26 protein-coding genes are annotated in these 25,254 nt (G+C 36.4%); 10 read left to right on the forward strand and 16 right to left on the reverse strand.

The window, feature by feature from the left end:
• Positions 1-167 precede the first annotated feature (167 nt).
• The gene (locus E0W68_RS08735) at positions 168-1,385 is read left to right on the forward strand and encodes an LETM1-related biofilm-associated protein (protein ID WP_306786587.1); all 1,218 of its coding nucleotides are present in this window, start codon (positions 168-170) and stop codon (positions 1,383-1,385) included.
• 33 nt (positions 1,386-1,418) lie between these two features.
• Here E0W68_RS08735 and can read toward each other — a convergent pair whose 3' ends face one another.
• The 4 genes from can to E0W68_RS08755 all read right to left on the reverse strand — a co-directional run bounded on the left by can (position 1,419) and on the right by E0W68_RS08755 (position 4,653).
• Positions 1,419-2,057 (reverse strand): carbonate dehydratase, encoded by a 639-nt coding sequence (can, locus tag E0W68_RS08740; RefSeq protein WP_135219045.1) that lies wholly within the window; start codon positions 2,055-2,057, stop codon positions 1,419-1,421.
• A gap of 27 nt (positions 2,058-2,084) precedes the next feature.
• A complete protein-coding gene (locus tag E0W68_RS08745) occupies positions 2,085-3,719 on the reverse strand; it encodes a SulP family inorganic anion transporter (RefSeq protein ID WP_135219046.1) in 1,635 nt (544 codons plus the stop codon).
• 83 nt (positions 3,720-3,802) lie between these two features.
• Positions 3,803-4,090 (reverse strand): hypothetical protein, encoded by a 288-nt coding sequence (locus tag E0W68_RS08750; RefSeq protein ID WP_135219047.1) that lies wholly within the window; start codon positions 4,088-4,090, stop codon positions 3,803-3,805.
• Between the two features lie 62 nt (positions 4,091-4,152).
• Positions 4,153-4,653: a Dps family protein gene (locus E0W68_RS08755; protein WP_135219048.1), complete on the reverse strand. Its 501-nt coding sequence runs from the start codon at positions 4,651-4,653 to the stop codon at positions 4,153-4,155.
• Between the two features lie 115 nt (positions 4,654-4,768).
• Between E0W68_RS08755 and E0W68_RS08760 the strand changes: the two genes are divergently transcribed.
• Positions 4,769-5,722, forward strand: a complete 954-nt coding sequence (locus tag E0W68_RS08760; RefSeq protein WP_135219049.1) for a LysR substrate-binding domain-containing protein — start codon at positions 4,769-4,771, stop codon at positions 5,720-5,722.
• Positions 5,723-5,757: 35 nt separating this feature from the next.
• Here E0W68_RS08760 and E0W68_RS08765 read toward each other — a convergent pair whose 3' ends face one another.
• From E0W68_RS08765 to E0W68_RS08780, 4 genes are all read right to left on the reverse strand, one after another.
• A complete protein-coding gene (locus E0W68_RS08765; RefSeq protein ID WP_135219050.1) occupies positions 5,758-5,955 on the reverse strand; it encodes a hypothetical protein in 198 nt (65 codons plus the stop codon).
• A gap of 138 nt (positions 5,956-6,093) precedes the next feature.
• Entirely contained in the window at positions 6,094-6,756 is a 663-nt protein-coding gene (gene mnmD / locus E0W68_RS08770) for a tRNA (5-methylaminomethyl-2-thiouridine)(34)-methyltransferase MnmD (RefSeq protein WP_135219051.1), read from the reverse strand.
• Positions 6,756-7,214 (reverse strand): hypothetical protein, encoded by a 459-nt coding sequence (locus E0W68_RS08775; RefSeq protein WP_225990348.1) that lies wholly within the window; start codon positions 7,212-7,214, stop codon positions 6,756-6,758. The genes mnmD and E0W68_RS08775 overlap by 1 nt, the downstream gene beginning before the upstream one ends.
• Positions 7,215-7,739, reverse strand: coding sequence for a DUF4920 domain-containing protein (locus E0W68_RS08780; RefSeq protein ID WP_135219052.1), 525 nt, complete (start codon positions 7,737-7,739; stop codon positions 7,215-7,217).
• A gap of 204 nt (positions 7,740-7,943) precedes the next feature.
• Between E0W68_RS08780 and E0W68_RS08785 the strand changes: the two genes are divergently transcribed.
• Complete coding sequence (locus E0W68_RS08785) at positions 7,944-9,011, forward strand: branched-chain amino acid aminotransferase (protein WP_135219053.1); 1,068 nt, start codon at positions 7,944-7,946, stop codon at positions 9,009-9,011.
• Positions 9,012-9,072: 61 nt separating this feature from the next.
• On the opposite strand, the gene E0W68_RS08790 is transcribed toward E0W68_RS08785, so the two are convergent.
• The gene (locus E0W68_RS08790) at positions 9,073-9,459 is read right to left on the reverse strand and encodes a pyrophosphohydrolase domain-containing protein (RefSeq protein WP_135219054.1); all 387 of its coding nucleotides are present in this window, start codon (positions 9,457-9,459) and stop codon (positions 9,073-9,075) included.
• Between the two features lie 370 nt (positions 9,460-9,829).
• On the opposite strand from E0W68_RS08790, the gene E0W68_RS08800 reads away from it, so the two are divergent.
• The 7 genes from E0W68_RS08800 to E0W68_RS08830 all read left to right on the forward strand — a co-directional run bounded on the left by E0W68_RS08800 (position 9,830) and on the right by E0W68_RS08830 (position 17,150).
• Entirely contained in the window at positions 9,830-10,273 is a 444-nt protein-coding gene (locus tag E0W68_RS08800; RefSeq protein WP_135219056.1) for a hypothetical protein, read from the forward strand.
• An 8-nt stretch (positions 10,274-10,281) separates the two neighbouring features.
• On the forward strand, positions 10,282-12,066 hold the full coding sequence (locus tag E0W68_RS08805; RefSeq protein ID WP_135219057.1) for a tetratricopeptide repeat-containing sensor histidine kinase: 1,785 nt from the start codon (positions 10,282-10,284) through the stop codon (positions 12,064-12,066).
• Positions 12,063-12,677 carry a response regulator transcription factor gene (locus tag E0W68_RS08810; RefSeq protein ID WP_135219058.1) on the forward strand — a complete coding sequence of 205 codons (615 nt, stop codon included), beginning with the start codon at positions 12,063-12,065 and terminating at the stop codon, positions 12,675-12,677. Before E0W68_RS08805 ends, E0W68_RS08810 begins: the two co-directional genes overlap by 4 nt.
• Positions 12,678-12,987: 310 nt before the next feature.
• Positions 12,988-13,587, forward strand: a complete 600-nt coding sequence (locus E0W68_RS08815) for a penicillin-binding protein activator LpoB (RefSeq protein ID WP_135219059.1) — start codon at positions 12,988-12,990, stop codon at positions 13,585-13,587.
• Between the two features lie 21 nt (positions 13,588-13,608).
• Positions 13,609-15,546 (forward strand): COG3014 family protein, encoded by a 1,938-nt coding sequence (locus E0W68_RS08820; RefSeq protein ID WP_135219060.1) that lies wholly within the window; start codon positions 13,609-13,611, stop codon positions 15,544-15,546.
• Positions 15,547-15,548: 2 nt separating this feature from the next.
• The gene (locus E0W68_RS08825) at positions 15,549-15,929 is read left to right on the forward strand and encodes a hypothetical protein (RefSeq protein ID WP_135219061.1); all 381 of its coding nucleotides are present in this window, start codon (positions 15,549-15,551) and stop codon (positions 15,927-15,929) included.
• Between the two features lie 87 nt (positions 15,930-16,016).
• A complete protein-coding gene (locus E0W68_RS08830; protein WP_135219062.1) occupies positions 16,017-17,150 on the forward strand; it encodes a GyrI-like domain-containing protein in 1,134 nt (377 codons plus the stop codon).
• 17 nt (positions 17,151-17,167) lie between these two features.
• Here E0W68_RS08830 and E0W68_RS08835 read toward each other — a convergent pair whose 3' ends face one another.
• The 7 genes from E0W68_RS08835 to E0W68_RS08865 form a co-directional block, all read right to left on the reverse strand.
• On the reverse strand, positions 17,168-17,884 hold the full coding sequence (locus E0W68_RS08835; RefSeq protein WP_135219063.1) for a tRNA threonylcarbamoyladenosine dehydratase: 717 nt from the start codon (positions 17,882-17,884) through the stop codon (positions 17,168-17,170).
• Positions 17,877-18,521 carry a TatD family hydrolase gene (locus tag E0W68_RS08840; RefSeq protein WP_225990349.1) on the reverse strand — a complete coding sequence of 215 codons (645 nt, stop codon included), beginning with the start codon at positions 18,519-18,521 and terminating at the stop codon, positions 17,877-17,879. The genes E0W68_RS08835 and E0W68_RS08840 overlap by 8 nt, the downstream gene beginning before the upstream one ends.
• Before the next feature lie 5 nt (positions 18,522-18,526).
• The gene (locus tag E0W68_RS08845; RefSeq protein WP_135219065.1) at positions 18,527-19,606 is read right to left on the reverse strand and encodes a restriction endonuclease; all 1,080 of its coding nucleotides are present in this window, start codon (positions 19,604-19,606) and stop codon (positions 18,527-18,529) included.
• A gap of 31 nt (positions 19,607-19,637) precedes the next feature.
• A complete protein-coding gene (mnmA, locus tag E0W68_RS08850) occupies positions 19,638-20,825 on the reverse strand; it encodes a tRNA 2-thiouridine(34) synthase MnmA (protein WP_135219066.1) in 1,188 nt (395 codons plus the stop codon).
• A 48-nt stretch (positions 20,826-20,873) separates the two neighbouring features.
• Positions 20,874-21,575: a toxin-antitoxin system YwqK family antitoxin gene (locus E0W68_RS08855; protein WP_135219067.1), complete on the reverse strand. Its 702-nt coding sequence runs from the start codon at positions 21,573-21,575 to the stop codon at positions 20,874-20,876.
• Positions 21,576-21,677: 102 nt separating this feature from the next.
• Positions 21,678-23,573 carry a membrane protein insertase YidC gene (yidC, locus tag E0W68_RS08860; protein WP_135219068.1) on the reverse strand — a complete coding sequence of 632 codons (1,896 nt, stop codon included), beginning with the start codon at positions 23,571-23,573 and terminating at the stop codon, positions 21,678-21,680.
• 56 nt (positions 23,574-23,629) lie between these two features.
• Positions 23,630-25,240 (reverse strand): CTP synthase, encoded by a 1,611-nt coding sequence (locus E0W68_RS08865; protein ID WP_135219069.1) that lies wholly within the window; start codon positions 25,238-25,240, stop codon positions 23,630-23,632.
• Between the last annotated feature and the right edge of the window lie 14 nt (positions 25,241-25,254).

Consider the following 25,254-nt stretch of genomic DNA (forward strand, 5'->3'; position numbering starts at 1 on the left):
GGCTAAATTAGAACATATTACAAGGCGCAGTTGTTACTGTTATCACAATTAGTGTTATGGAAATACTAAAAGCAGGTATTATATAAGCTTATAAGCATAATAATTTAATGTTATAAAATTATTCCTTGCATAAAAGACCATTCATTTTTACAGAAAAAATAATAGATTTGTATCATACAACCTCTACCATGATTAACCCTTCTGCAAGCGGATGGATAGATAAATATTTCTCTAGGCTTAACTATACATTGCCTGCCACTCTGAGTACTCACGAGTTCTATAAACTTGTAAGGGATACAGGTTTTGTGTATGGACACGTATGGGTGGTAAACTATCTGGAGAAAGAAGAAAGTAAAGGGTGGACTGCGGAAGAAACTACTAAAGCGGCTTTACTAAATACGCTTTATGGGTTGTACCGAAAATATACAATGGATGACAACCCTGCTGTTTTTATAGAAAAAGCTGTACTGTTTTATGAACAGATGACCCCCGAAGGGTATGGTTTTTTGAAAAGGGTATTGCCTACCTCGCCGCGCAGCCACGAACTTGAAGGTATTATTGACCAAAGGGTGCGTACTAATGACAACATCATCAGCCGGAACTTTTCGCATATACTTACCAATGCACTGCTTTTTATGGATATTCTTGCCTTTAGGCAATACCTTATCGGGGCTAAAATACCTGATAATTATCTGAGGAAGTTGGAAGAAACAGTAGTGAGTTTAGCTTCGTTAGCTTTGAATAAAAAAACACAAAAAACGGCTTATGATGATTTGCTGATAAAACTATTTGAATCGTCTGTACGATATACTAAACTAAACAGAGTAACTGCTGATAATTTGGAAAAATTAGAACTTGGTTATTTCGAATCGGAGTTAGAACGCTACTATCTGCTGGACATAGCAGGTATGGCTATGTGGAGTGATGGTGCTATTGAAAAGAATGAGATAGACTTTTTATACAAACTTGCAGCGCAATTGCACATAAAAGACGAGTATGTAATAGAGAGTATTACTTTTTTTGATGCTTTTATAAAAAAGAACAGGAATAATATTCCTTATTTTAAATACTCTAACCCTGTAAAACACTTTTATGATCATGCTTCGCAAAATGTAATACGCCTTATTAAAAGAAATAAAAACAGGCTGGGGAAAGAGCTTTCTAATAATGGAGAACTAATGGTGTTGTTATCGCAATCAACACTACGAAACCTGGATACTAATGAAAAGAAAAAGGTAAAGAAACAACTGCTGGAAATATGTAAAACAATACCATCGCTTACTATTTTCCTGCTACCGGGCGGCAGCCTGCTCCTGCCCCTGCTCATCAAGTTTATACCGCAATTGTTGCCTTCGGTATTTAATGAGAACCTGGATAACGAATAAAAAAAGCCTCATATTGCTATGAGGCTTTTTTTATTAGAACTCTAACCTGTCCACCCTGTCAAGGTCGTTATTATTGTATAAGTTTACTTCAAGGTCTTTCACTACACCGGTATCCAGCCCATATACCCAACCATGAAGATAAAGCTCTTGCCCGCTGCTCCATGCTGCTTGTACTATAGAGGTCTTGGCAAGATCGCGTACCTGATCTTTTACATTAATTTCTACAAAAGAGTCAAACCTGTCGTTCTCGCTTACTATAGAGTCAAGATATACTCTGTTTTGCCTGTAAACATCTTTAATATGCCTTATCCAGTTGTCAATAATTCCTATTGACTGATTACCCATAGCGGCTTTCACTCCTCCGCACCCATAGTGCCCGCATACTATTACATGTCTTACTTTCAGCACATTCACAGCATAATCAAGTACGCTAAGCATGTTCATATCCGAATGTATTACCATATTGGCAATATTGCGGTGCACAAATACTTCGCCCGGTTGTGCGCCTATAATTTCATTGGCAGGCACTCGGCTGTCAGAACACCCTATCCATAATAATGGTGGCTGTTGCCCCTGTGCAAGGCGCTTAAAATATTCAGGGTCTTCTGCCAGTTTAGTGTTAGACCATGCTTTGTTGTTTTCAAGAATTTTTTTATAAAAATCTATTCCCATTATTTCTTTAATTTTTAATATTTATTTTTAGTAAATGTCTTGTTTTTCTTTTCTGTGATTTCCGTTATCGTCATTATGAGTAACAAAAACGTTATTGTTTTCGGCATTTTCTATCTGATAGGCAGTTTTAAAGCCTATTAATGTTACATCTATGTTTTCTTCTTTAGCCTTTATGGCAGCAAACTCTTCAATAAGATCCAGCACATCATAGGCTATATATACCGTATCGGATGCATCTATTATTACTTTAGAATTGCTTGGTATATCGTTTAATGTTGATTTTATAGCTGCTTTATTAAGGAATGAAACCTCTTGGGCAAGATCTATATGGATGACATCGCCTTGGGTATATTCCTGCTTTCTAAAATTGTAAGCTCTTTTAAGGTTTCCTCTAAGAATAAATATAATACTTATAATCATACCTAAGGCAACTCCTTTTAATAAATCAGTCAATACTACAGCCAGTAATGTAGCTGCAAAAGGTATAAACTGATATATTCCTTTACTCCAAAAATGTTTCAATTTTGCAGGGCGGGCTAATTTATAACCAATTACTATAAGTACTGCTGCAAGTGTGGCAAATGGTATTTTGTTTAGCAGTGTGGGTATGGCTAATACGCATATTAGTAACAGTACACCATGAATTATTGTAGATGCTTTTGTTTTTGCACCGGCACTGGCATTTGCCGAAGATCGCACTACTACTGATGTTATAGGCAAGCCGCCTATAAGCCCGCTTATGGCGTTACCTATACCTTGTGCTTTAAGCTCTCTGTTGGTATCGGTATAACGCTTATGTACATCCATCCGATCTGAAGCCTCTATGCATAAAAGTGTTTCTATAGAAGCTACTACCATAATGGTGGCTGCTGTAATCCACACCTGAATGTTTGTTATTGCGGAAAAATCGGGTGTTACAATAACATTTTTCAAATCTTCAAAAGATTCCGGAACAGGCAGTTTTACCAGGTGAGAACTTTCTAAAGCAAAAGGACTGCCTGTGGCAATAAAAATTTCGTTAAGAACAATACTCACAATAACCGCTACCAGAGCACCGGGCAACATTTTAAGTCTTTTTAGCGCAGGAATTTTTTCCCAAATTACCAGTATGAGTATGGAAACAAGTGTTATTATAATGGCTCCGCCCTCAAAACGGCTTGCTATTTCCGGAATATCAGAAAACGGATTACCGCCGTCGAGCCTGAAAATCGATTCTGACCCTGTATTACCTACTATATCATATCCAAAGGCGTGTTCTATTTGGTTAATAATTATAATAACGCCTATACCCGCAAGCATTCCTTCTATCACATTGGACGGAAAATAATTTGAAATACTACCGGCTTTAAGAAAGCCGAGTGCCAGTTGCATTAAACCTGCCAAAGATACTGTAAGCAGGAAAGCCTCGAATGAACCAAGTGTAGCAATAGCTGTTAATACAATAGCGATAAGCCCGGCAGCAGGGCCGGAAACGCTTATATTAGAATTACTGAGAATCCCTATGACTATCCCCCCTATTATACCTGATAATATACCTGATAATGGCGGAGCGCCCGAAGCAAGAGCGATACCCAAACATAAAGGTAATGCTACTAAAAAAACCACAAGACCCGATGGAAAATCAGTCTTTAGGTTTGCAAAAAGATTTATCTTTTTTGTCATAACCGAGGAGAAATATAATATAAATAATGCTAAACCCTTACTTAGGTAAATGTTTAAAATTTGCTCAATAGTAGCTTTTTAGTCTATATTATAATTACGTCGGGAGGAGGAGAAAAAACATCTCCGAACACACATTTATGTCTTCGGAGATTATTTGAAGTTATTTTTGATGATTTTTTTATTGCTGCAAGAAAACAAAAAGTAAATTCACTCGGACCTGCTTTTATTTCCTGCAGTTCCTTATGAATTTCTTCTTCGTTAAGGCTGTAAGATACAGATACGTCAGAACTATCATCCAGCAGGCTCACAATAGTGGGAACTGCTAAGAATGATATAAATAAAAGAAGTACTATATTTACTAAAACCTTCATTAATGGCGAATATAGGGATTATTATTTAATTATTTATATATATTGATGTGAACAATAAATGATTAAATTTCTTCTTCACTCCATGCTTTCATCATCCACATTATTTTTTCCTGTTCCGTAATAAAATCACTCATCATAGAATTAGTACCCTCATCATTTACTTTATCAGACTCGTCCAATATTATTCTTTCTATTTTAAGTATATCTGATAGCGAAGCCATAATAAGTTGTACAGCATCTACATCTTTAGAAATGTTTTTACCTATTTTTAATTTGTTGTTAGATAGGTAATCTTCAAAAGTATGCAACGGAGTACTGCCCAGCGTAAGAACCCTCTCAGCAATCATATCAATTTTTAACTGTGCATCGTTATACAGTTCTTCAAATTTTACATGAAGATCAAAAAATCTTTTTCCACGAATATTCCAGTGAATACCTCTCAAATTTTGATAATATACCTGAAAGTTAGACAACAGTATGTTCAGTTCGGCTGCTATAACCTCTGCTTCTTTTACCGGTAATCCCAGAATATTAGTCTCTACTGTGCTTTTGTTAGTTTTCATAAATATAATTTTTATTATTTGTAAGTATTTTACTCTAAAAATTTAAACAAATTTAATCATAATAAAGATAGGCATTATCAATAGTTTTTATAATTTTATCATAAATATTTATACTATGACCATTACTCAATTACAATATGTATTGGCTGTTGCCGAGCATAAAAATTTTACTCTTGCTGCCGAAAAATGTTTTGTTACCCAGCCTACACTAAGCATGCAAATTCAAAAACTTGAGGAAGAGCTGGATATACAAATATTTGACCGCAGTAAAAAACCTATACAACTTACGGATGTGGGCGAGCAAATAGTAGAACAGGCTAAAAATATAGTAAACGAGTCAGGGAGAATTAAAGATATTGTAGATCAGCAAAAAGGATATATAGGCGGAGATTTTAAAGTAGGTATTATACCCACTATAATGCCCACACTACTACCTATGTTTATGAGCAATTTTATAAAAAAATATCCTAAGGTAAACCTGATTATAGAAGAGCGTACTACCGAAGAAATAATTAAAATGATTAAAAACGGTCAGTTGGATGCTGCCATAGCTGCAACCCCGCTTAATGAAGATAGTATAAAGGAACTGGTTTTATACTATGAGCCTTTTGTAGCCTACGTTCCTGAAAATATGGAAGCCTATAATAAAAAAGAATTTGAGATAGAAGACTTAGACCTTAACTTTAATAATGTATTACTACTGCAGGACGGACACTGTTTCAGGCATAACATACTAAACCTTTGTAAAGCAAAAGGATTGGCTAATGACAATCATTTTCAGATAGAAAGCGGGAGTTTTGAAACATTGGTTAAACTTGCCGATGAGGGCTTGGGAATGACATTGCTACCCTACCTGCACACGCTGGATATGGATGAAAAGGCAAGCCAAAAACTTCGCCATTTTAAAGAGCCGAGACCCTCGCGCGAGGTAAGCCTTATTTACTCTAAAAAAGAACTCAAATTACATATAATAGAAGCGTTAAGATCTACCATAGCAGGGATAATAAAGGGTGCTATTGCTTTTCAGGATGTTAAAATTACCAGCCCGCTGCAACAAAGCAAAAAATAATATAAAAAGAAAAAGAAGCCCATTAGGCTTCTTTTTTATTGCTCAACATACGCCAGACAGGCTCTTAATTCAGGCTTTTCGGTCGTAAAAGTTTGAAGCCAGTCTATCAGTTGTTCGATTTCATAAGGCAACAGGGTTTTAACTGCTTTTTCTACTTCTTTACAAAACAATATAGGGTCAAAGCTTACGCTTACCAGTATTTGCTTTGTGTAGCTAATCATAGTTCTGGGCATAATTCTTTTACAAATTATAAATTGGTTATTAGGTGATAAGAACGTATGTAAATGTAATAAAAATTTAAATACAATAACTACCAATATGATAAATTCAGCGTGTTAAAGTTTTTAATTTAATATTTTTTTAACTAAAATTTAAGGTTTCACTGCTCTTAGCATTTCTCTTTTTCCGGGAGGTCCGGGCAACTTTTCTGTAACAAATCCTGCCTCCTGCATCGCTTTTTTAATAACCGTTCTACAAGCATAAGTAACTAATATTCCATCGGTTTTAAGAGCGGTAAACATCTTTTTAAATATATCGGCACTCCATAGTTCGGGCTGTGCATGATAGCCAAACGCATCAAAATAAATCAGGTTATAAATGTTAACATCATCAACCGTTTCAAAATGCTGTTTACGCTTATATAATGTAAATTTATTATCGATTAATATGTTTTCCTCCCAATCACAGCTATGCATTTGCTCAAATATAGCTTGTTCGGTTTCCGCTCCAAGCTGTGTTGCATAGTTAAGTTGCACAACTTCCTCTTCCGGAACAGGAAATGCCTCTATAGCTGTATAATGTATTACCTGCTCTGATTTTTTCGACTCCAAATAGGTTATAAAAGCGTTTAGCCCCGTACCGAACCCTATCTCTAAAATCGAAACAGGCTGACCTTGTGTTAAAGTCAGCCCGTTTAGTATAAATACATGGTATGCCTCTTGTATGGCACCAAATTTAGAATGATAAGTTTCCTTCATTTCGGGTAGGTATATGGTAACCGAACCGTCAGAAGTAGTTATAATTTGTCGCTTCACTATTTAATGTACAGTTTCTTAATTCTTGGTATAGGTCCGCCACATTTTTGCTCATGACACTTTACACATGCCGATACCGCATCGTTAAAATGTTGTTTTGCATTCAAAGAATCGTTGTATATGAGTCCTTGCGCTTCTAAAAACTTAGCTGCCTGATCTTTAAAAAAAACATCCCGTTCACTTTCGTCAGTCATAACAGATTCATGAATACGCAAAAAATGTTCAGGAAAATTGCCTATGGTATCTCCGTCTATGATGCGTTGTTTCAGCCGCTGATTATCTACATACATTTGCTCCATCAATGCTGCCATTTCTGACATCTCATACATTTCAAAGTCTTTTTCTACCGAGGTAGTATCTGTAACCGATACTTCCTCATATGCGGAAGATTCTGTTTTTCCTCCACAACCGTATAACATCAATGATGTTATGATAAATACAAATAAGGTTTTCCTCATTTATTTTTTTATTAAAACACCATCCGCCATAAATCCGTAAGTAATTTCAGGCTCGGTTATTTTATCTATTTCTTCCTGCGATTTTCCGCCATCTTTAGCATAGTGTTTTAACTCGGCAACTGATATTTCACTCACAAAGGCTTTACCACTAACTACTGCTTCCTGCTCTGCTGCATTTAAAGGTACAAAAAAACCATAATCTTTAAATTTCACAAAAGATTCTTTCTCATCAGGAAGTTCCATAGCCATCCAGCATCCCTTTTTTTGGCATACATCTTTGATTGTTGATTTGAATTTAATGTTTAAGGTGTCGCCCGGTTTAAGGTTCTCGTATTTTTCCAGCATTTCTTCTTTGGTAAATGCTTTTTCGGCAACTATTTTATCACCAAATGTTTCATAAGATGCTTCTTCGTCATGAGTAATTGCCTCTACAAATGTATCAGCTCCCTCCGACTTATTTTCTTCATTATTCTTACAAGCAATCATCACAACAAGAGTTGCGGCAAGCAATACTATTTTTTTCATTTGTAACAAATTTTAATTTTATACAGCAAATTTATATAAAAACTGCAAATACACCTTGTTAATAATGGCTTTAATGCTTATAATTTAAAGTTATAAACGATTGTCGGGGTTTAAAATATACTTCATCAGACCAAGAAACCGCTTTTTTTCTTAAATTTGCACGCAACACAATTCAATATTTACCCTACAAAAACTAAACCTTTAATGAGCAACAACGCTACTGATGACATCATCATTAACAGAGCCGAGACTACTAAAATTGACTCTGTAGATTTTGAAAACCTTACTTTTGGAAATATTTTTACTGACCATATGCTTATTTGTGATTATAAGCAAGGTGTATGGGAAAAACCCGTGATAAAACCCTATGAGCCGTTTCTTATAGATCCTTCGGCGAAAGTATTTCATTACGGACAGGCTATTTTTGAAGGGATGAAGGCATATAAAGATGCTCATGATGATGTATGGCTTTTTAGACCTGATGAGAACTTTAAACGCTTTAATAAATCGGCTGCAAGGCTTGCCATGCCCGAAGTGCCCGAAGCTGTTTTTATGGAGGGGATGAAAAAGCTTATTGAAATTGATAAACAGTGGGTAAAACACGGTGTAGGCAGTTCGCTGTACATACGCCCATTTATGATAGCCACAGGACCGGGGGTTATAGCTGCTCCGGCAGTGTTTTATCGTTTTATGATTATCCTGTCGCCTGCCAAAGCATATTACTCAGGAGAAGTTAAGGTTATTATTGCCGAGCATTACAGCAGGGCTGCCAATGGCGGTATTGGCGCAGCAAAAGCTGCCGGTAACTATTCGGCACAATTTTACCCTACCAAACTTGCAAATGAAATGGGTTTTCAACAAATTATCTGGACGGATGATGCAACCCATACCAAACTGGAAGAAGCCGGCACTATGAATGTGTTTTTCCGGATAAATGATACATTGTATACTGCTCCTACGGGTGAGAGGATACTGGATGGTGTTACCCGAAAAAGCCTTATAGATATTGCTATTCGCGAAAATATAAAGGTAGAAGTACGATCAGTACTGGTAGATGAATTAGTAACGGCAGCCGAAAACGGCACATTGCAGGAAGTTTTTGGTGCAGGTACGGCTGCGGTGGTAAACCCTATTGTGGGCTTTAGCTATAAAGACAAATATTACGAACTGCCAAAACAGGAAAATTCGATAGCATTGCAACTAAAACAACAGATTACCAACATACAATATAAACTTGCCGAAGACACTTTTGGCTGGACTGTAAAAATATAGCTTAAACCATATAACTTACTTACAGCCGGAGCTATTTAATAGTAGCTCCGGCTGTGTTTTTTTACTTCTGTAGTATTGTGGTAAAATCGGGTTTAAAATACTCCGGTCCTTTCATTACCTTACCGTCTTCACGATATATTGGTTTTCCGTCAACACCCAGTTTACTCATGTTACTGCGCTGTATTTCGTCAAATACCGCTTCTATTTTATGCTGTAGTCCATGCTCCAGTATAGTACCGCACAATATATATAGCATATCGCCAAGTGCATCGGCAATTTCTACAATATCATTATTTTGTACCGCTTCCAGGTATTCTTCGTTTTCCTCTTTCATAAGGTTATAGCGCAGCATGTTTACATTTTCGCCCAGCGTGCCTTTGGTTGTATGGCTTACGCCTAAGCCAAAAGCAGTGTGAAATTCTTTTACGGCTTCAAGTTGTTTTTTCATTCTTATGTAACTAATTTATTGCTTTAAAAATACCTTAAAATAAAAGCGGTTGTTGTAATTTTGTAAAAAAGATTTTAACATGTTTACAACAGGTCAATGGATATTTGCAGCATTTTTTATAGTTGTTTTTATTGCCTCTATGATATATGTATATCGTAAAGATTTAAAACTTCATAAAAAATACTATAGGGGGAGCTATAAAGTGCTATTAGTTTTTTTAGCTTTCGTTGCGTTGTTATTTTTCATCAAGATTTATTTAAAATAGAGATATGTATAAAAATAATTTAAAAAAATCCCCATATAAGGGGATTTTTTTTTAGAACATAAATGCTGATATTTGTTTAATTAACCTCAAATACACACACATCTTATGGAAACGTACAATTGTTTTGGCTATCATTACTCAAATCATCTGGCAAGTTTGGAGATAGCACTACCAAAAGGAGATTACGATTTTGAATATTGTAACATCTCTACAAATAACTGGAATGGGTTGGTTATAAGCCTGAAAATGAGAAATGATGACCCCGGGCAGGAATTGCCTAACCCGGATATGAACATTGAAACGATATTAATTGACTTGGATAAAGTACCTAAAATATCAAGTCAGTATGCTTGTGATTTTGATTACAGCAAACCTATAATTGTATTTACATACCACCTTAAAGATACGAGTTCATACCCAATAAACGATATGGTTTGCCATACAGAGCTTTGTAATAGAAACGCCATTGATGCCTCTATACTAAGAAGTATATGCAGTAATGTTGCCGGACCAGCAAAAGCAGGGTTTGGCACCACGAGAAGGTATTAATTTATTAAATGAAAGATATTCTTAATTATATAGCCGTGCTGATTAGCTTTTTTATGTTCAGCACGGTTTTTTCTCAAAATTCAAAGGAACTGATTAATCTTCAGGAGAAGTTATATTCCGATACTTCTGAAGAATTCAGAGTCGCGTTACAAACAATAGATAGTGTATCACTATCTCCGCAAGATAAAGCATTATATTATTATTTGTACGCTAAACATTTGGAACTTGACAATCAAGACGGTAAAGCCTACGAATATTTAAGATCTTCAAAACGGATATATAAATCCATAGATAGCATAAGCAAGGCTATGGATATTAATCTTGATATAATCTATTTATTGCAATCACAGGAAGGAAATAATGTACCCTACAAACCCTATATTGAAGAATATATTACACATGCAAAAAAAATAGGAGATTCATTAAGAATAGCGCGTGGTTATGGTAATATGGCAACCTATTATGCCTATAAAGGCGATTATAATGAAAGTGTTGGGTATTACAAAAAAGGTCTAAACATTCTGAAAGGGAAAAATCACAAATACGTTGAGTCTGCTTTTTATAATAACCTTGCAAATCTGTACAATGAAAATTTACACAAACCCGATTCAGGTATTTATTATCTAAAAAAAGAGCTTGTAATACTTAAAGAAACAGATGCCTCGGCAGAAGATTATTATCATTATTACTTAAACTTAGCATCATCCTACCGCCACAAGAAAGATTTTATTACTGCTAATAAGCATTTGCAGTCAGCGGACAGTTTACCTCTAAATAATTATGAACTAAAGTCGAAATGGATTATATATAACAATTTTCATAAAAATTATGCTGAACTGAACGACTATGGAAATGCTTATAAATACCTGCTATTAACACAACAATATAGTGACAGTATAAATGTGACCGAGCAAAATATTGCCATAAACGATATACATACTAAATATAAAACAAAAGAAAAAGAGCTGGAAAATCAAATATTAAGAGGAGATGTTAAAACCAAACAAGTTATTAATTATGTAACTATCGGGTTACTGATAGCCGGCTCTGTAATAGCTTTTCTTATCATAAAAAATGCACGCAAAAAAGAAAAAATTTCACATCAGGAAAAACTGATTGAAAAGCAAAAATTAGAAAAAGCCCTAAAAGAGTATGAGCTTAGCAGCATAGACATCATGCTTGAAGGGCAGGAAAAAGAACGACAGCGCATTGCTAACGAACTCCATGATAACTTAGGTAGTATGCTTGCCACATTAAAAATAAATTTTGAAAATTTAAAATTAAGGAAAAGCGAGATTAATGAAGATGAAAATCGACTCTATCAAAAAACGGATGACCTTATCGAAGAAGCCTATCAAAAAGTGAGGAGGCTTGCCCATGCCAAAAATGCAGGGGTATATGCCAGCGAAGGGCTTATTCCGGCTCTAAAAAAATTAGTCCAAAAAGTATCGATACCTAAAAAACTAAAAGTTGATTTTATTCCGTACGGATTTAATGAAAGACTGGATAATAGCCAAGAAATTACTATCTTTAGAATTGTACAGGAGCTTATTACCAATATTATAAAACATGCACAGGCTACGGAAGCATCGATACAACTAACGCATCATGACGATTTAATCAATATTATTATAGAAGATAACGGAGTGGGCTTTAGTACTGATAAAATGAATGCTGAAGACGGAATGGGTATAGCCTCTATACAGAAAAAAACAGAACAGCTTGGCGGTAGTTTTATTATAGACTCTACCCCGGGGAAAGGCACGACCATACTAATAGACTTACCAATATGATAAACCTTGTAATAGCCGAAGACCACCAGTCATTAATAGACGGTATCAAGATATTTTTAGAATATGAAGATGATATATGTGTTGTAGGCGAAGCTAATGACGGTGAACGATTGCTTGAAATTGTACATGCCAAAAAGCCCGATGTTGTGCTGACTGACATACGCATGCCCAAGATAGACGGGATTACCGCTACAAAAATGATAAAAAAAGAATTCCCCCAGTGCCATGTTATAGCCTTTAGCATGTTTGAACAAAATGAAGCTGTAACCCAAATGGAAGAGGCCGGAGCGTCAGGATATGTAGTAAAAAATTCATCATTAAAAACGGTTGCAAACGCGATAAGAGGTGTTATGCAGGGTGAAAAGTTTTTTGATGCTTCGCTAAAAAAAGCGCATGACAAAAACAGTAATAACGAAGCTCCGCTGAGTAAACGTGAATTGGAAATAGTAAACCTGGTAGGACAGGGAAAAACATCTCAGGAAATTGCCGACTTGTTATTTATAGGTAAAACAACTGTGGACACCCACAGGAAAAATATACTAAAAAAACTAAACTTACAGGGAAAAAGCGAGTTATTACGATACTCTATGGAACGTAAATATGATTTTTAACTACTGTTAAAATTGTAAAATACCCACTAATGGGGATTTTTTAGCAATCGTAATTTAAGCATCTTTGCCAAACAAAGTTAAACAAGTAACTACCGTTGGCATCCATCCGACAACGATTATTTCTTCTTTCAATTATGTAGTTTCTTAATTTATTCAGAGTAGTTGGTTTAGCGAAAAAATATCCCTAACGGGATATTTTTTTTATATAAAACCTTTCTGGATTTTAATTGGCATATATTTTGTAAGAATGCAGAGTTAAGATCTTAAAATATTTAATACCTTTAAATTATTAATCAACAAAATACTTATTATGAAATCAAGATCATTGCACCTATCGTTATTTTTTGCTTTAGGACTTACATTAACCAACTGCTCTACACACAACGTGCAGCGTGTAAGTGAAAATACAGTAACTGACCTTAGCGGACGTTGGAACGAAACAGACTCCAGACTTACAGCGGAAGAAATTACTGCCGAATTGATGGAACACTCATGGTACAGCACCTATGCATCAGACAACGCAGGAAAAAAACCGGTAATTATTGTAGGTATGATTGTTAATAAATCACACGAACATATTGCTGTAGAAACCTTTTCTAAAGATATCGAAAAAGCTATCATAAATTCAGGCAGAATGAAACTGGTACAGGCAGGAAACATGCGTGAAGAAATAAGAGGCGAAAGAGCCGACCAACAAAATTTTGCATCACAATCTACAATGAAAAAATTTGGTCTTGAAAACGGTGCCGATTTTATGTTGCAAGGTACAGTAAACTCTATCGTAGATCAATATTCAAAAGAAAAAACAGTGTACTATCAGGTAGATCTTGAGCTTAGTAACATACAAACCAATGAGAAAGTATGGATAGGCGATAAAAAGATAAAAAAATATATTGGCAAAAAACTGTAAGCCAATACACACCTGATATTTATGAAAGCAATTAAAAACAAACGTAACGCTGTAAAAGCGTTATTGCTACTGTTATTGATAGGCTTTCAATCCTGCGGAACCTATAACTCCAAAACCTCAGATATTGAAAGCGACCTCTTTAACGGCAACTTTAATAAAGCCATTGCCGGAATAGAGAAAAATAAATTCCTGAAAAAAAAGAGGAATAAGCTTTTATACCTGATGGAAAAGGGTAAAGTAGAACATATGCAAGGCAATTATGAAGCCAGTAATGCCCTGCTGGAACAAGCCTATATATTGATAGATGACAGGATAAAAACCAATGCCGGGCAGGCGGTTGCCTCAAAACTTACCAACCCTATGGCAATGCCCTACAAAGGTGAAGATTTTGAAAAAGTTACTATCCATTATTATAAAGCCCTAAACTACTTTATGATGGGCATGCCCAATGAGGCACTTGTAGAGGCCAAAAGGATAAATATTAAGCTGTATCAGCTTAACGAAAATTATAAAGAAAATAAAAATAAATATAGCGAAGATGCCTTTTCGCAAATATTGCAGGGTATAATATACGAATCGGTAGGCGATATAAACAATGCCTTTATTGCCTATCGTAATGCCGAAGAAATATATACCAAAAACGGTGGTGATTTTTTTGATGTACCAATGCCGGAGCAGCTTAAAAAAGATTTGTTACGCACTTCGAAGCTCATGGGGTTTACCCAAGAGTATAACGATTATCGTACTAAGTTTAACATCCCCGCAGAAGATACACCCAAGAAAACAACCCCGGAAGACTATCAGACAAAACCAACAGGTGAGGCCGTTATTTTCTGGGAAAACGGTATAGGTCCTGCCAAAGATCAAATAGTAATAACCGCCTCGGGAGCCGGCGGAATATTTTATGGCAGCTATATGGATGGCGATATATTGGAAGAAATAATTATACCCATACCCATCGGTTCTAATATTGGTAGTATAAATGCCATAGCTATCCCCCGATATCGCGAAAGAGGAGGCTATTATAACAAAGCAGAAATTATAGTAAACGGTAAGCCAAAGGAATTTAATCTTGCACAGGATTTTTATCCCATAGCAAAACAATCGCTTAAAGACAGAATGTTACGCGAAACCATAGATATTGTAACACGATTTGCAGCCAAAAAAGCTACAAGTGCCGGACTGGGAGCGTTAGGCAAAGAACTGCTGGGCGATGCCGGAGGCGACCTTGTCAAACTTGGGGCTGATATAGCAGGAGCAGCAACCGAAAAAGCAGACACCCGAAACTGGCAAACACTGCCCGCTACAATATCATACATTCGCGTTCCGTTGCATGAAGGTGAAAACAAGTTTATAATTCGTAAATACGGCGCTATGGGTACAGATACTGATACGATTACTATACCCTACAAACGCGGTTTGCAAATTGTAAACTACTTTGATGTTGGGCGAACGCAGATAATACCTGCTGCTGAATCAAAACCTGCGCTCAAAGCCTTATCTGATACATCAGCCACATCGAAGCAAAAGAACAGTTTTGAACAATCGAAAGGTACTACTACGTTTACCAATGCAAGTTTACAGGTGCAACCCGTTATGGATAACAAAATACAGGCAAAATACAACACTTGGATAAAAGCAGGCAATGATGTTGAGTACAGAGCGACTTATGAAGAAGAAATGATGAACGGAAAAAAGTTTTTTATAAAAAAGTTCTTTTTTAAATCAGAAAAAAATAGTGTTTCAAATATAACTTTTACTATTACCGAGACTCCTTTTGATTCAGATAGCTTTGCAGAGGTTAGTATAAGCGATTACTATAACGAGAATATTAATCAAGATGGAAAGAAGAAATATTTTAAAATTACCAGCGATGTACAAGATGGCATGACAACTAATGCGACAACAGTATATCAAACTTCTCCTGATTTTTATGTAACCATACTTAATGTTCAATAATTATGAAAAAGATACTTGTATTACTCTGCCTGCTGGGAGGAATTGCACTGGTACAGGCTCAAACTGATAACGGCTGGCAAAAATGGGAACAGACTAATTGTTATACCAAAGTTACATTCAGGCTAAAATATGTTGGTCAAAACGGTACACAGCACCACTGGCAAGTACAGTTTAAAAATGAATATCCCGGTATTATCTCATTTAATTACCATGTAACAGATAAGCTACAGGAATATAACATTACTACACACAGGAAAACGCTGTATGCTGACAAAGTAAGTGAGGTGATAGATGTATATACTAAAGAAGAAGATATCTTTTTACTGGTAGATAAACTGAGCCTCTCGCCCTACCCTGAAAATTTTTTAGATTGCGATCATTAAAACATAAGCCCGTTATCACGGGTTTTTTATTTTTAGCTTCTTATAGGAAATATTTATACTTTTACATGAAAATTAAATTTTCACTTTATGAAAATTATAAAATATATTTTCCTGTTACTCCTTTTGATTTTGGTGGCATTTACTGTGTTTATAGCCACTCAGGACGGCAGTTATGACATAAGGCAGGAAAAAATTGTAAAAGTGCCTAAAACCGCGCTATTCAACTATATAAACGATTACGCTAACTGGGAAACCAGCAATATACTTGCCGATGTTGACTCTACCACCGTATATACCCGCATTGGTACTGAAACATCAGGAAAAGGAGCATCAATAAACTGGAAAACAGGACAAACAGAGGGTAGCATACAAACTGTAGAAACCATAAAAGATGACAGCATTACGCAATATGCTTACACTGACAATAATAACAAACAAGAGATACTTTGGACTTTTAAAGATACGCTGAACGGTACTAAAGTAAGTGTGAGAGTAAAAGGAAAATTAACTTTTACGGAAAAAGCCTATTCTATAGTTAGAAGGGGTACTGAAAACCGTACGGAAGAGGCCATGAAACAAGGGCTAACCAGAATAGGCAACTTTATGGAACAGGAACTTACCAATTATAACATAATGGTAATGGGCAAAAGTACAAAAACACAGGATTTTTACCTTGGTTACAGCATAACAAGCGATATATCGAGTATTGAGAAAAATATAGCCATAGTACTGCCAAAACTCACAAACTTTATAAAAACCAATAACATCTCTATTGACGGATCGCCATTTGTTATGTATAAAAAGTACAAATATACCAGCAGTAATAAGGCTACTTATACTATTTGTATTCCCATCAAAGAAGAAATTATTACATCTGCCGGCAGCGAGTTTGGAGGAGGTGTCTTAAAATCTTTCTCTGCCTTAAAAACAACTGTTAAAGGTGATTACTCCCATCTTAAAAAAGCATGGGATACAACCCGTAAATACAGTAATGATAAAGCAATAAAAACAGATACTTTAAATGAGTATATAGAAGTATATCGCAATAACACACAGCAATCTAAAAATCCGTCGGAATGGATTACTGATATCTATTTCCCGATAGTTCCTGACAGCCTTATAAACATAACGCCTCCTACCATTCATCCTGTAGATGCAAGCAGACAAAGACAGGACAGAGCCTCATCTGCTGTTAGGGCAGTAAGGGATACTACTCCGTAAGCAGGAATCAGGAAATATTATTTATTAATAATATATTTTACCACTGTTTCGGCAGCGTGCAGCCCAAAAAGAGCAGGCATCCAACTGTTGGTACCGTAAAACGATTTTTTAAAATTCGTTCCGTCAGTCATTTTCACACTGGTTTCGTCGGGCATTTCTGTAGAAAAAACAACCTTTACCCCTTTTGATACCCCTTCTTTCCTCAAGCGTTTTCTGATAGTTTTCGCCAATGGGCAGTACTCGGTTTTACTGATGTCTGTAACTTTCACCTTCGAGGCTTCATACTTACCCCCTGCACCCATATTACTGATTATTTTAACCTTCTGCCTTCTTGCCGAAAGTATCAGGTTCAGCTTTGGCGTAATACTGTCTATACAATCCAGCACATAGTCATACTCATTGGTAACCAGCTCATAAGCACGCTCCGGCGAAAGAAATTCTTTAATTCGAGTCAGCTTCAATTCAGGGTTAATATCCATAAGCCTGTCGCCCACTATAGCTACCTTTGGTTTATTAACGGTAGAATGCAAAGCGGGCAGTTGCCTGTTAATATTGGTTATATCCACCACATCACCATCCACAATAGTCATACTGCCCACACCTGCCCTGGCAATAAATTCGGCTGCAAAAGAGCCTACACCACCCATACCTACAACCAGCACATGAGCATTTTTTAATTTTTCAAGTCCTTCTTTTTTAAATAAAAGTTCGGCACGCTCCGTCCACTCAGCCATGCTTAAAAACCGTTTTAAAGTTATTACTTACTATTTGTTTAATATTTTCAATATCAGTACTTCTTGCCGTTGCTGCCTTTTCATACACTTCATCCAAACTTTCTTCAATAGTATCGGTTTCCAGAAAAAACCGATTTTCCGGCACTTCTGCCAATACCCCCGATAATTCAGGATTGCGCAACAGGTATTTCCCAAACGACAGGTAAAAACCTTTATCCAGTAATTGTTCGGCTAATTGTATGTTTTTAGAAAAACCATGCAGTACCATAGGTACATCAAGTTGCATTTCGTTTTTTATAGCAATCAATTCCTGATAGGCAGCAACGAGGTGCAAAATTACAGGTTTATTGTATTTTCTTGCTAATAGTAGCTGTTTTTCAAAAATAGGCTGCTGAATTTCGAGCGGTATCTCGATACGTTTATCCAAACCACACTCGCCAAGCGCAAGGCAATTATCCATTTGCAAACGTTGTTCCATAATTTCTAAATGCTCCTCTACCCTATCCTCATCAATATACCAAGGATGAATACCTGTAGAAAAATAAGGTACATCGATTTCCTCATACGGATAGCGGTTTACCACCTCAAGAGCATTGGGATTATTGGTAAAGTTATGGGTATGAAGGTTGTAGAGCATTATTACTAGTTAAAGGCTTTATCTAAACTCAAAATTCCTGCATCAATAAGCATTTCAACAAATCTCTTACCATTAAATAATTGAACCTTCTCTTCTTTTGCTGCGTTTACCGCTTTTTCAGAAAATGTTTCACTAGTACTAATTACCCAATTAACTCTAGAATAATCATCATCTAACGAAGACTCCTCTTCCATGTTTTTTTCTTGACTTTTAGATTGATAGTCTAATATTTGTGAAACTGCCCAATCATCAGTTTTACCTTCATGAAATTTTACTTGACAACAAATAATCACTTTCAATAATTCAAATACAGCTATGACATCTACATCACCTGTTTTATCTACAGAGTTCTTTGGAGGAATATAAGCCTCAGATGCACCAATACGTTCAAAATACCATTTCACTAGAAGCTCAAACTTATCAGGATTTAATTCCTGTTTAAGAATATCTAAAAAACTATTTGCAAAAGTTTCTTTGACATTTGAGTGTATACTAATTGGTTTATTTAATCTATAGGCTCCAACAGCCTTTATAACATTGTCTTTTAAATCCGTTATATTAGCATTCGTAGATCTGAATTTCAGTCTTGAAGTTAATTGAGAATCTGCAAAGTCATAACGCGAAACATTTAGTTCTAAAGGTTTAACTCTCCTAAAAAAACCTAAATCAATAAAAACATGACTCTCATTATATAAACGTTCATTTTTAAAATAATGTCTATTTCCATCCCAATCAATTATATCTTTACTATCAATTTTAGTAATATAATCAGGTAAATCATCTATAATCTCATATACTGAAAATGTTCCTGTTTTGGGTACTACTACCCAATCACCTTTTTTAAATCCTTCTATAAATCTCCACAAATTATGTCGAATTCTTGGTTTCGTACCCCATTGTTCTTCAAAAGCTGCATCAAGAACATCCCATTTTGGTTTCCAACCTTCACCAGCAGATAATACTTTCGTAATAAAATCGTCATAGATAAAATCTGAAAAACCAATAGTTATATAATTTTTATCAAGAAGAGGATAAGATACTGGTGCATGATGAGAAATACGATGTAGCCAAATGTTATTGTTCATAATTTATATAGTTAGATAGATTAATATTCTTTTAAGATATCACCCCACTACCTAAAAGTTCATCACCACTATACCAGGCAGCAAACTGCCCTTCGGTAATAGCGCTTTGCGTTGTATCAAATGAGATATACATACCGTTATCAAACTGATGCAAGGTTGCTTTTTGCAATGGCTGACGGTAACGGATGCGTACCATAACCTCCATAGTTTCGCCATCTTTTAATGCTAAATCTTCACGAATCCAGTGTACTTCGTTTTGCTGTATAAACAACGCTTTACGGAACAATCCGGGATGACTGTGCCCCTGCCCGGTATATATAGCATTACGCTCTACATCGGTAGCAATAATGAACAGTGCCTCTTTTGTACCGCCCACATTTAGCCCTTTGCGTTGTCCTATGGTAAAATAGTGTGCGCCTTGGTGCTTGCCTACCACTTTTCCCATTTCGGGGGTATAAGCTGTATTTTTAGCCTCGTAGGCAAGTTGTTCTTTTACCGATGTAAATTGGGGTACTTCTGTTTTATAAGTATCTGCATCCGCATCTATTTCATATATAACACCTTCTTTGGGTTGTAATTGCTGCTGTAAAAAGTCGGGTAGGCGCACTTTACCGATAAAACAAAGCCCTTGCGAGTCTTTTTTCTCGGCGGTTACCAACTCCATCTTTGCCGCAATTTCGCGTACCTGTGGTTTGGTAAGCTCCCCTATGGGAAATAAAGATTTACTCAACTGCTCCTGCGATAGCTGGCATAAAAAGTACGATTGGTCTTTATTGCCATCTACCCCTGCCAATAGCTGATATACTTCCTTACCGTCTTTTTCTATCGTTCCTTTACGGCAATAGTGACCCGTAGCCACATAATCAGCACCAAGGCTGAGGGCTATTTTCATAAATACATCAAACTTTATTTCGCGGTTGCAAAGCACATCAGGATTGGGTGTCCTGCCTTTTTCATATTCGTTAAACATATAGTCAACGATACGTTCTTTATATTGCTCGCTTAAATCGACGGTTTGAAAGGGTATGCCCAGTTTTTCGGCAACCAAAAGGGCATCGTTACTGTCCTCAAGCCATGGGCACTCATCGGATATGGTAACCGAATCGTCATGCCAGTTTTTCATGAACAAGCCGATAACCTCATAGCCCTGCTGCATAAGCAGATAGGCTGCCACACTCGAATCTACCCCGCCGGATAATCCTACTACTACACGCTTCATTGTTATTCTTTCTAAAAAATTGCTGCAAAGGTACGGCAATTTTCAATATTACTCTCTTATCCTTATCAGCTCTATTTTCAGGTTAGTTTTATCTTCTTCTTTTACGAGCTTACCTTTTTCAAAATATTTCCAAACGCCTGTTTTTACATTGTTGGCAAACTGTCCTTTACTCACCACTTCGCCTTCGGCATTTCGATAGGTAGCCAAGCCATTAAGTTCATCATTTTTATACATCGACTCTTCGAGTACTATTCCTTTTTCGGTATATTTTTTATATGTACCGTTTTTCATGTCATCTTTATACTGGGCTTCTTCGGCTATCGCCGCGTTGGGGAAATATACTTTTCGGGTTCCCGTTAGCTTGCCCTTGCTGTATTGCTCTACTGACAGTATTGCTTCTTTACCGGGGTGGTAAAATTTCCATTCGCCCTCGCGCAATCTGTTTACTTCTTTACCTTCACTCAGCTTTTTACCATTTTCGTCATAAAAGATTGTATATGATACTCCGTTACCTGCGCTAAAATCACGCGTGGCAATAAGGGTGCTGTTTTTATCATTTTGATAGAATTTAAACACGCCTGTTTCTTTACCATGCTCAAAAGTACCTTCATAACGGGGCAGTTTGGTTGTTTCATACACATCACCCCACTTGCCGTGACGCTTCCCTTTATCGTCAAACTGATTACCCTGTGCCCATGCACCAATACTTGTAATAAATAAAACCGATAGTATTGCAAATTTTATTTTCATACTAAAATTTTTGCTTTTTATTTTAACCCTAAATATAGTTTTTTTATTGTAGTGCAAAATATATGCCTCATCAAAAAAGCACTCCGAAGAGTGCTTTTTAAATTATTTTTTGCCTTGTCTTGTTTTTTGCTGTTCCTGCGCCTGCTCCATCATTGTTTGCATTTTTTGCTGAAACTTGCTTTGCTTTTTCGGCTTCGCTTTATTTTCCTGAATCATGGCGTGTACTTTATCTTCTTTTACGATGTAATTTTTAATTACAAACATAATACCTATGGTAATAAGGTTAGAGATAAAGTAATACAAACTCAGTCCTGATGCGTAGTTGTTGAAGAATATAAGCATCATAATCGGAGAGATGTATATCATTATCTTCATTATCTTGCTCATATCCGGCATACCCTCCTGCGGTGGTTGTGCCATACTTTGGTCGCCCGTTGTCATTTTCATGTAGAAGAATATTGCCAACGATGCCAATATTGGGAACAAACTCACGTGGTTACCATAAAATGGGATATAAAAGTCCAGATGTATAACAGAGTCATACGACGAAAGATCGTCTGCCCAAAGGAAACTTTTTTGTCTTAAATCAAAATATGACGGGAAAAACTGGAATAGTGCATAGAACACGGGAATCTGCATCAATGCGGGTAAACATCCTGCCATAGGGCTAACGCCTGCCTTGTTATACAGCTTCATGGTTTCCTGCTGCTTTTTCATCGGGTCTTTCTTGTACTTCTCGTTAAGCTCTGTAATTTCGGGACGAATTACCTTCATTTTAGCTTGCGATAAGTAGGACTTATAGGTAACCGGTGACATTAATAATCTTATTAAGATTGTAAAGATTATAATAGAAATACCGTAAGGTATGAAGCTACTTAATAACCCAAATACAGGGATAAATATGTAACGGTTTATCCACCCGAAAATACCCCAACCCAACGGCATAACCTCATCAAGGTTTCTGTCATACTTATTAAGGATATCATAGTCAGATGGACCATAGTACCAATTCATATTATAACTCAGTTCGCCACCCTTAAACGCTAATGGTATTTTGGCTACAAAGTTCTTAGTAAACGTAGTATCAATTTCTTCATCCTTAACTAAATTCTCCGATTTCAAATCGGCTGTTTTAAAAGGAGTATCCGTTAAAAGTACCGAAGTAAAAAAGTGTTGCTTATAGGCTATATAAGTAACCTCTTCGGCAAGTTCTGTTTCTGTGCTTCCTTGCCCTAAATAGTCATCCTTACCGTCTTCATACTCATATACCATTTCGGTGTATCGGTTTTCATAGGAAACACTTTTTTCATTACGGTAAGCTTTTAGCTGCCATTCCAAATCCATTGGTTTAGCAGTATTCACGATATCAGATAGTCCTTGTGTGCGGATGGAGAAATCCATCATATACTCATTAGGCTTCAATACATAACGATATTCTAAATACTGTTGCGGTCCTGCTTTAAGGCGCATGGTAAGCACCTGATTTTCGCCTTCGTTACTCAATACAGGCTCAAAATAAAGTTCTTTTGTATTAAAAATACGGTTATCTTTAGTCTGGAATTGCAGATTAAGATTGGCATTATTATCTTCAATCAGTTTTACTATTCTTTTTGAATCTTTATGAAACTGCTCAAAATTATTTAAGGTAGCCGATACTATATAACCGCCTTTATTAGCAATGTTTAATGATAAAAGTCCGTTTTTAATTTCGGTTACATTATCTTTTGCAGATGGCAACGTTGCACTGTAAGCAAATGCTCCGAGAGAATTTTTGTACTCCGAAACTTTTACCGAATCATTAACTGTGGTATCTTTTTCTACAGTAGCAGTTGTTTCTGTTACCTGTTGTTGTTTTTCTTTATCTATTTGCTCCTGCTTTTCTTTCTCCTGCAGTTCTGCCTCGGTATTAGATGTCTGGTTATAAATCATCCATAACAGGAGTACCATTATTAAACCGAATCCAAGTAGCGTTTTAAGGTCAAATTTCTTTTCTTCCATTTATATTTTAAAAAAATTGTTTCTCTATCTGATTTTCAGCCAAGTAATAATTACAATTAGTTTTTACCTGCCACAGCCGCTTTTACAAAATGTACAAAAAGCGGATGCGGATTGGCTACTGTACTTTTATATTCCGGATGGTACTGTACCCCTATAAAAAACGGGTGATTGTTCAACTCCACAACTTCTACCAATCCTGTATCCGGGTTTATACCCGATGCTTTTAAACCGGCTTTTTCTAATGCTTCTTTATATTGGCTATTAAACTCATAACGGTGGCGGTGCCTTTCCTGTATTTCGGGAACACCATATATTTTCTTAGCAAGCGATCCTTCTTCCAAACTGCATTTCCATGCACCAAGGCGCATTGTTCCTCCTTTATCGGTTACACTTTTTTGTGCTTCCATAATATTGATAACAGGGTTGTTGGTACTCGCATTCATCTCTGTTGAGTTGGCATCTTTCAGCCCCAGTACGTTCCTGGAATATTCTATAACTGCCATTTGCATACCTAAACAGATACCTAAAAACGGCACGTTGTTTTCTCTTGCATAACGCACGGTTTCTATTTTACCCTCTATGCCTCGCTCTCCAAAACCGGGAGCTACCACAATACCGTCAAGCCCTTTCAGCTTCTCGTCTATATTTTCTTTATCAATATATTCTGAATGAATACTGATAACGTTAACTTTAGTTTCGTTATAAGATCCTGAATGTATAAAAGCTTCCAGTATTGATTTATACGAATCCTGCAATTCTACATATTTACCTACAAGACCTATATTTACTGTATGCTTCGGGTTTTTAAGTTTAAACAAAAACTCATTCCACTGCTTTAAGTCCGGTGTGTTTTTTTCAGGTAAGTCCAGCTTTTTAAGTGCGACTCTGTCCAGTCCTTCCTCCAGCATCAGGTTGGGTACATCATATATGGTAGAGGCATCTATAGACTGTATTACCGCTTCGCGTTTTACATTGCAGAATAAAGCCAGTTTTTGCCTCAAGTCACTCGAAATCTCATGCTCTGTACGGCAAACCAGGATATCGGCCTTTATACCGCTTTCCATCAATGTTTTTACCGAGTGCTGCGTGGGCTTTGTTTTCAGTTCGCCTGCTGCTGCAAGGTACGGCACGAGCGTTAAGTGGATAACTATACCGTTATTTTCGCCAAGCTCCCAAACTAATTGCCTAACTGATTCTATATACGGTAACGACTCTATATCGCCTACCGTACCGCCTATTTCTGTTATTACAATATCATAATCGCCGGAATGCCCCAGTTGTTGCATCCTGTCTTTTATCTCATTAGTAATATGGGGTACTACCTGTACCGTTTTACCAAGAAATTCGCCTCTGCGTTCTTTTTCTATTACCGAAAGATATACTCTGCCTGTAGTAACATTGTTAGCCTGCGAGGTAGGTACATTTAAAAAACGCTCATAATGTCCCAAATCAAGATCCGTTTCAGCACCATCATCAGTCACATAACATTCTCCGTGTTCATAAGGGTTAAGCGTACCGGGATCTACATTTATATAAGGGTCAAATTTTTGTATAGTAGTCCTGTACCCCCTCGCCTGCAATAATTTTGCAAGAGAAGCGGCAATAATGCCCTTACCGAGTGAAGAGGTCACACCCCCTGTAACAAAAATGTATTTTGTTTGATTCATTATAATGCTTGTTG

The organism is Flavobacterium salilacus subsp. salilacus, assembly GCF_004634195.1.
Lineage (GTDB): Bacteria > Bacteroidota > Bacteroidia > Flavobacteriales > Flavobacteriaceae > Flavobacterium > Flavobacterium salilacus.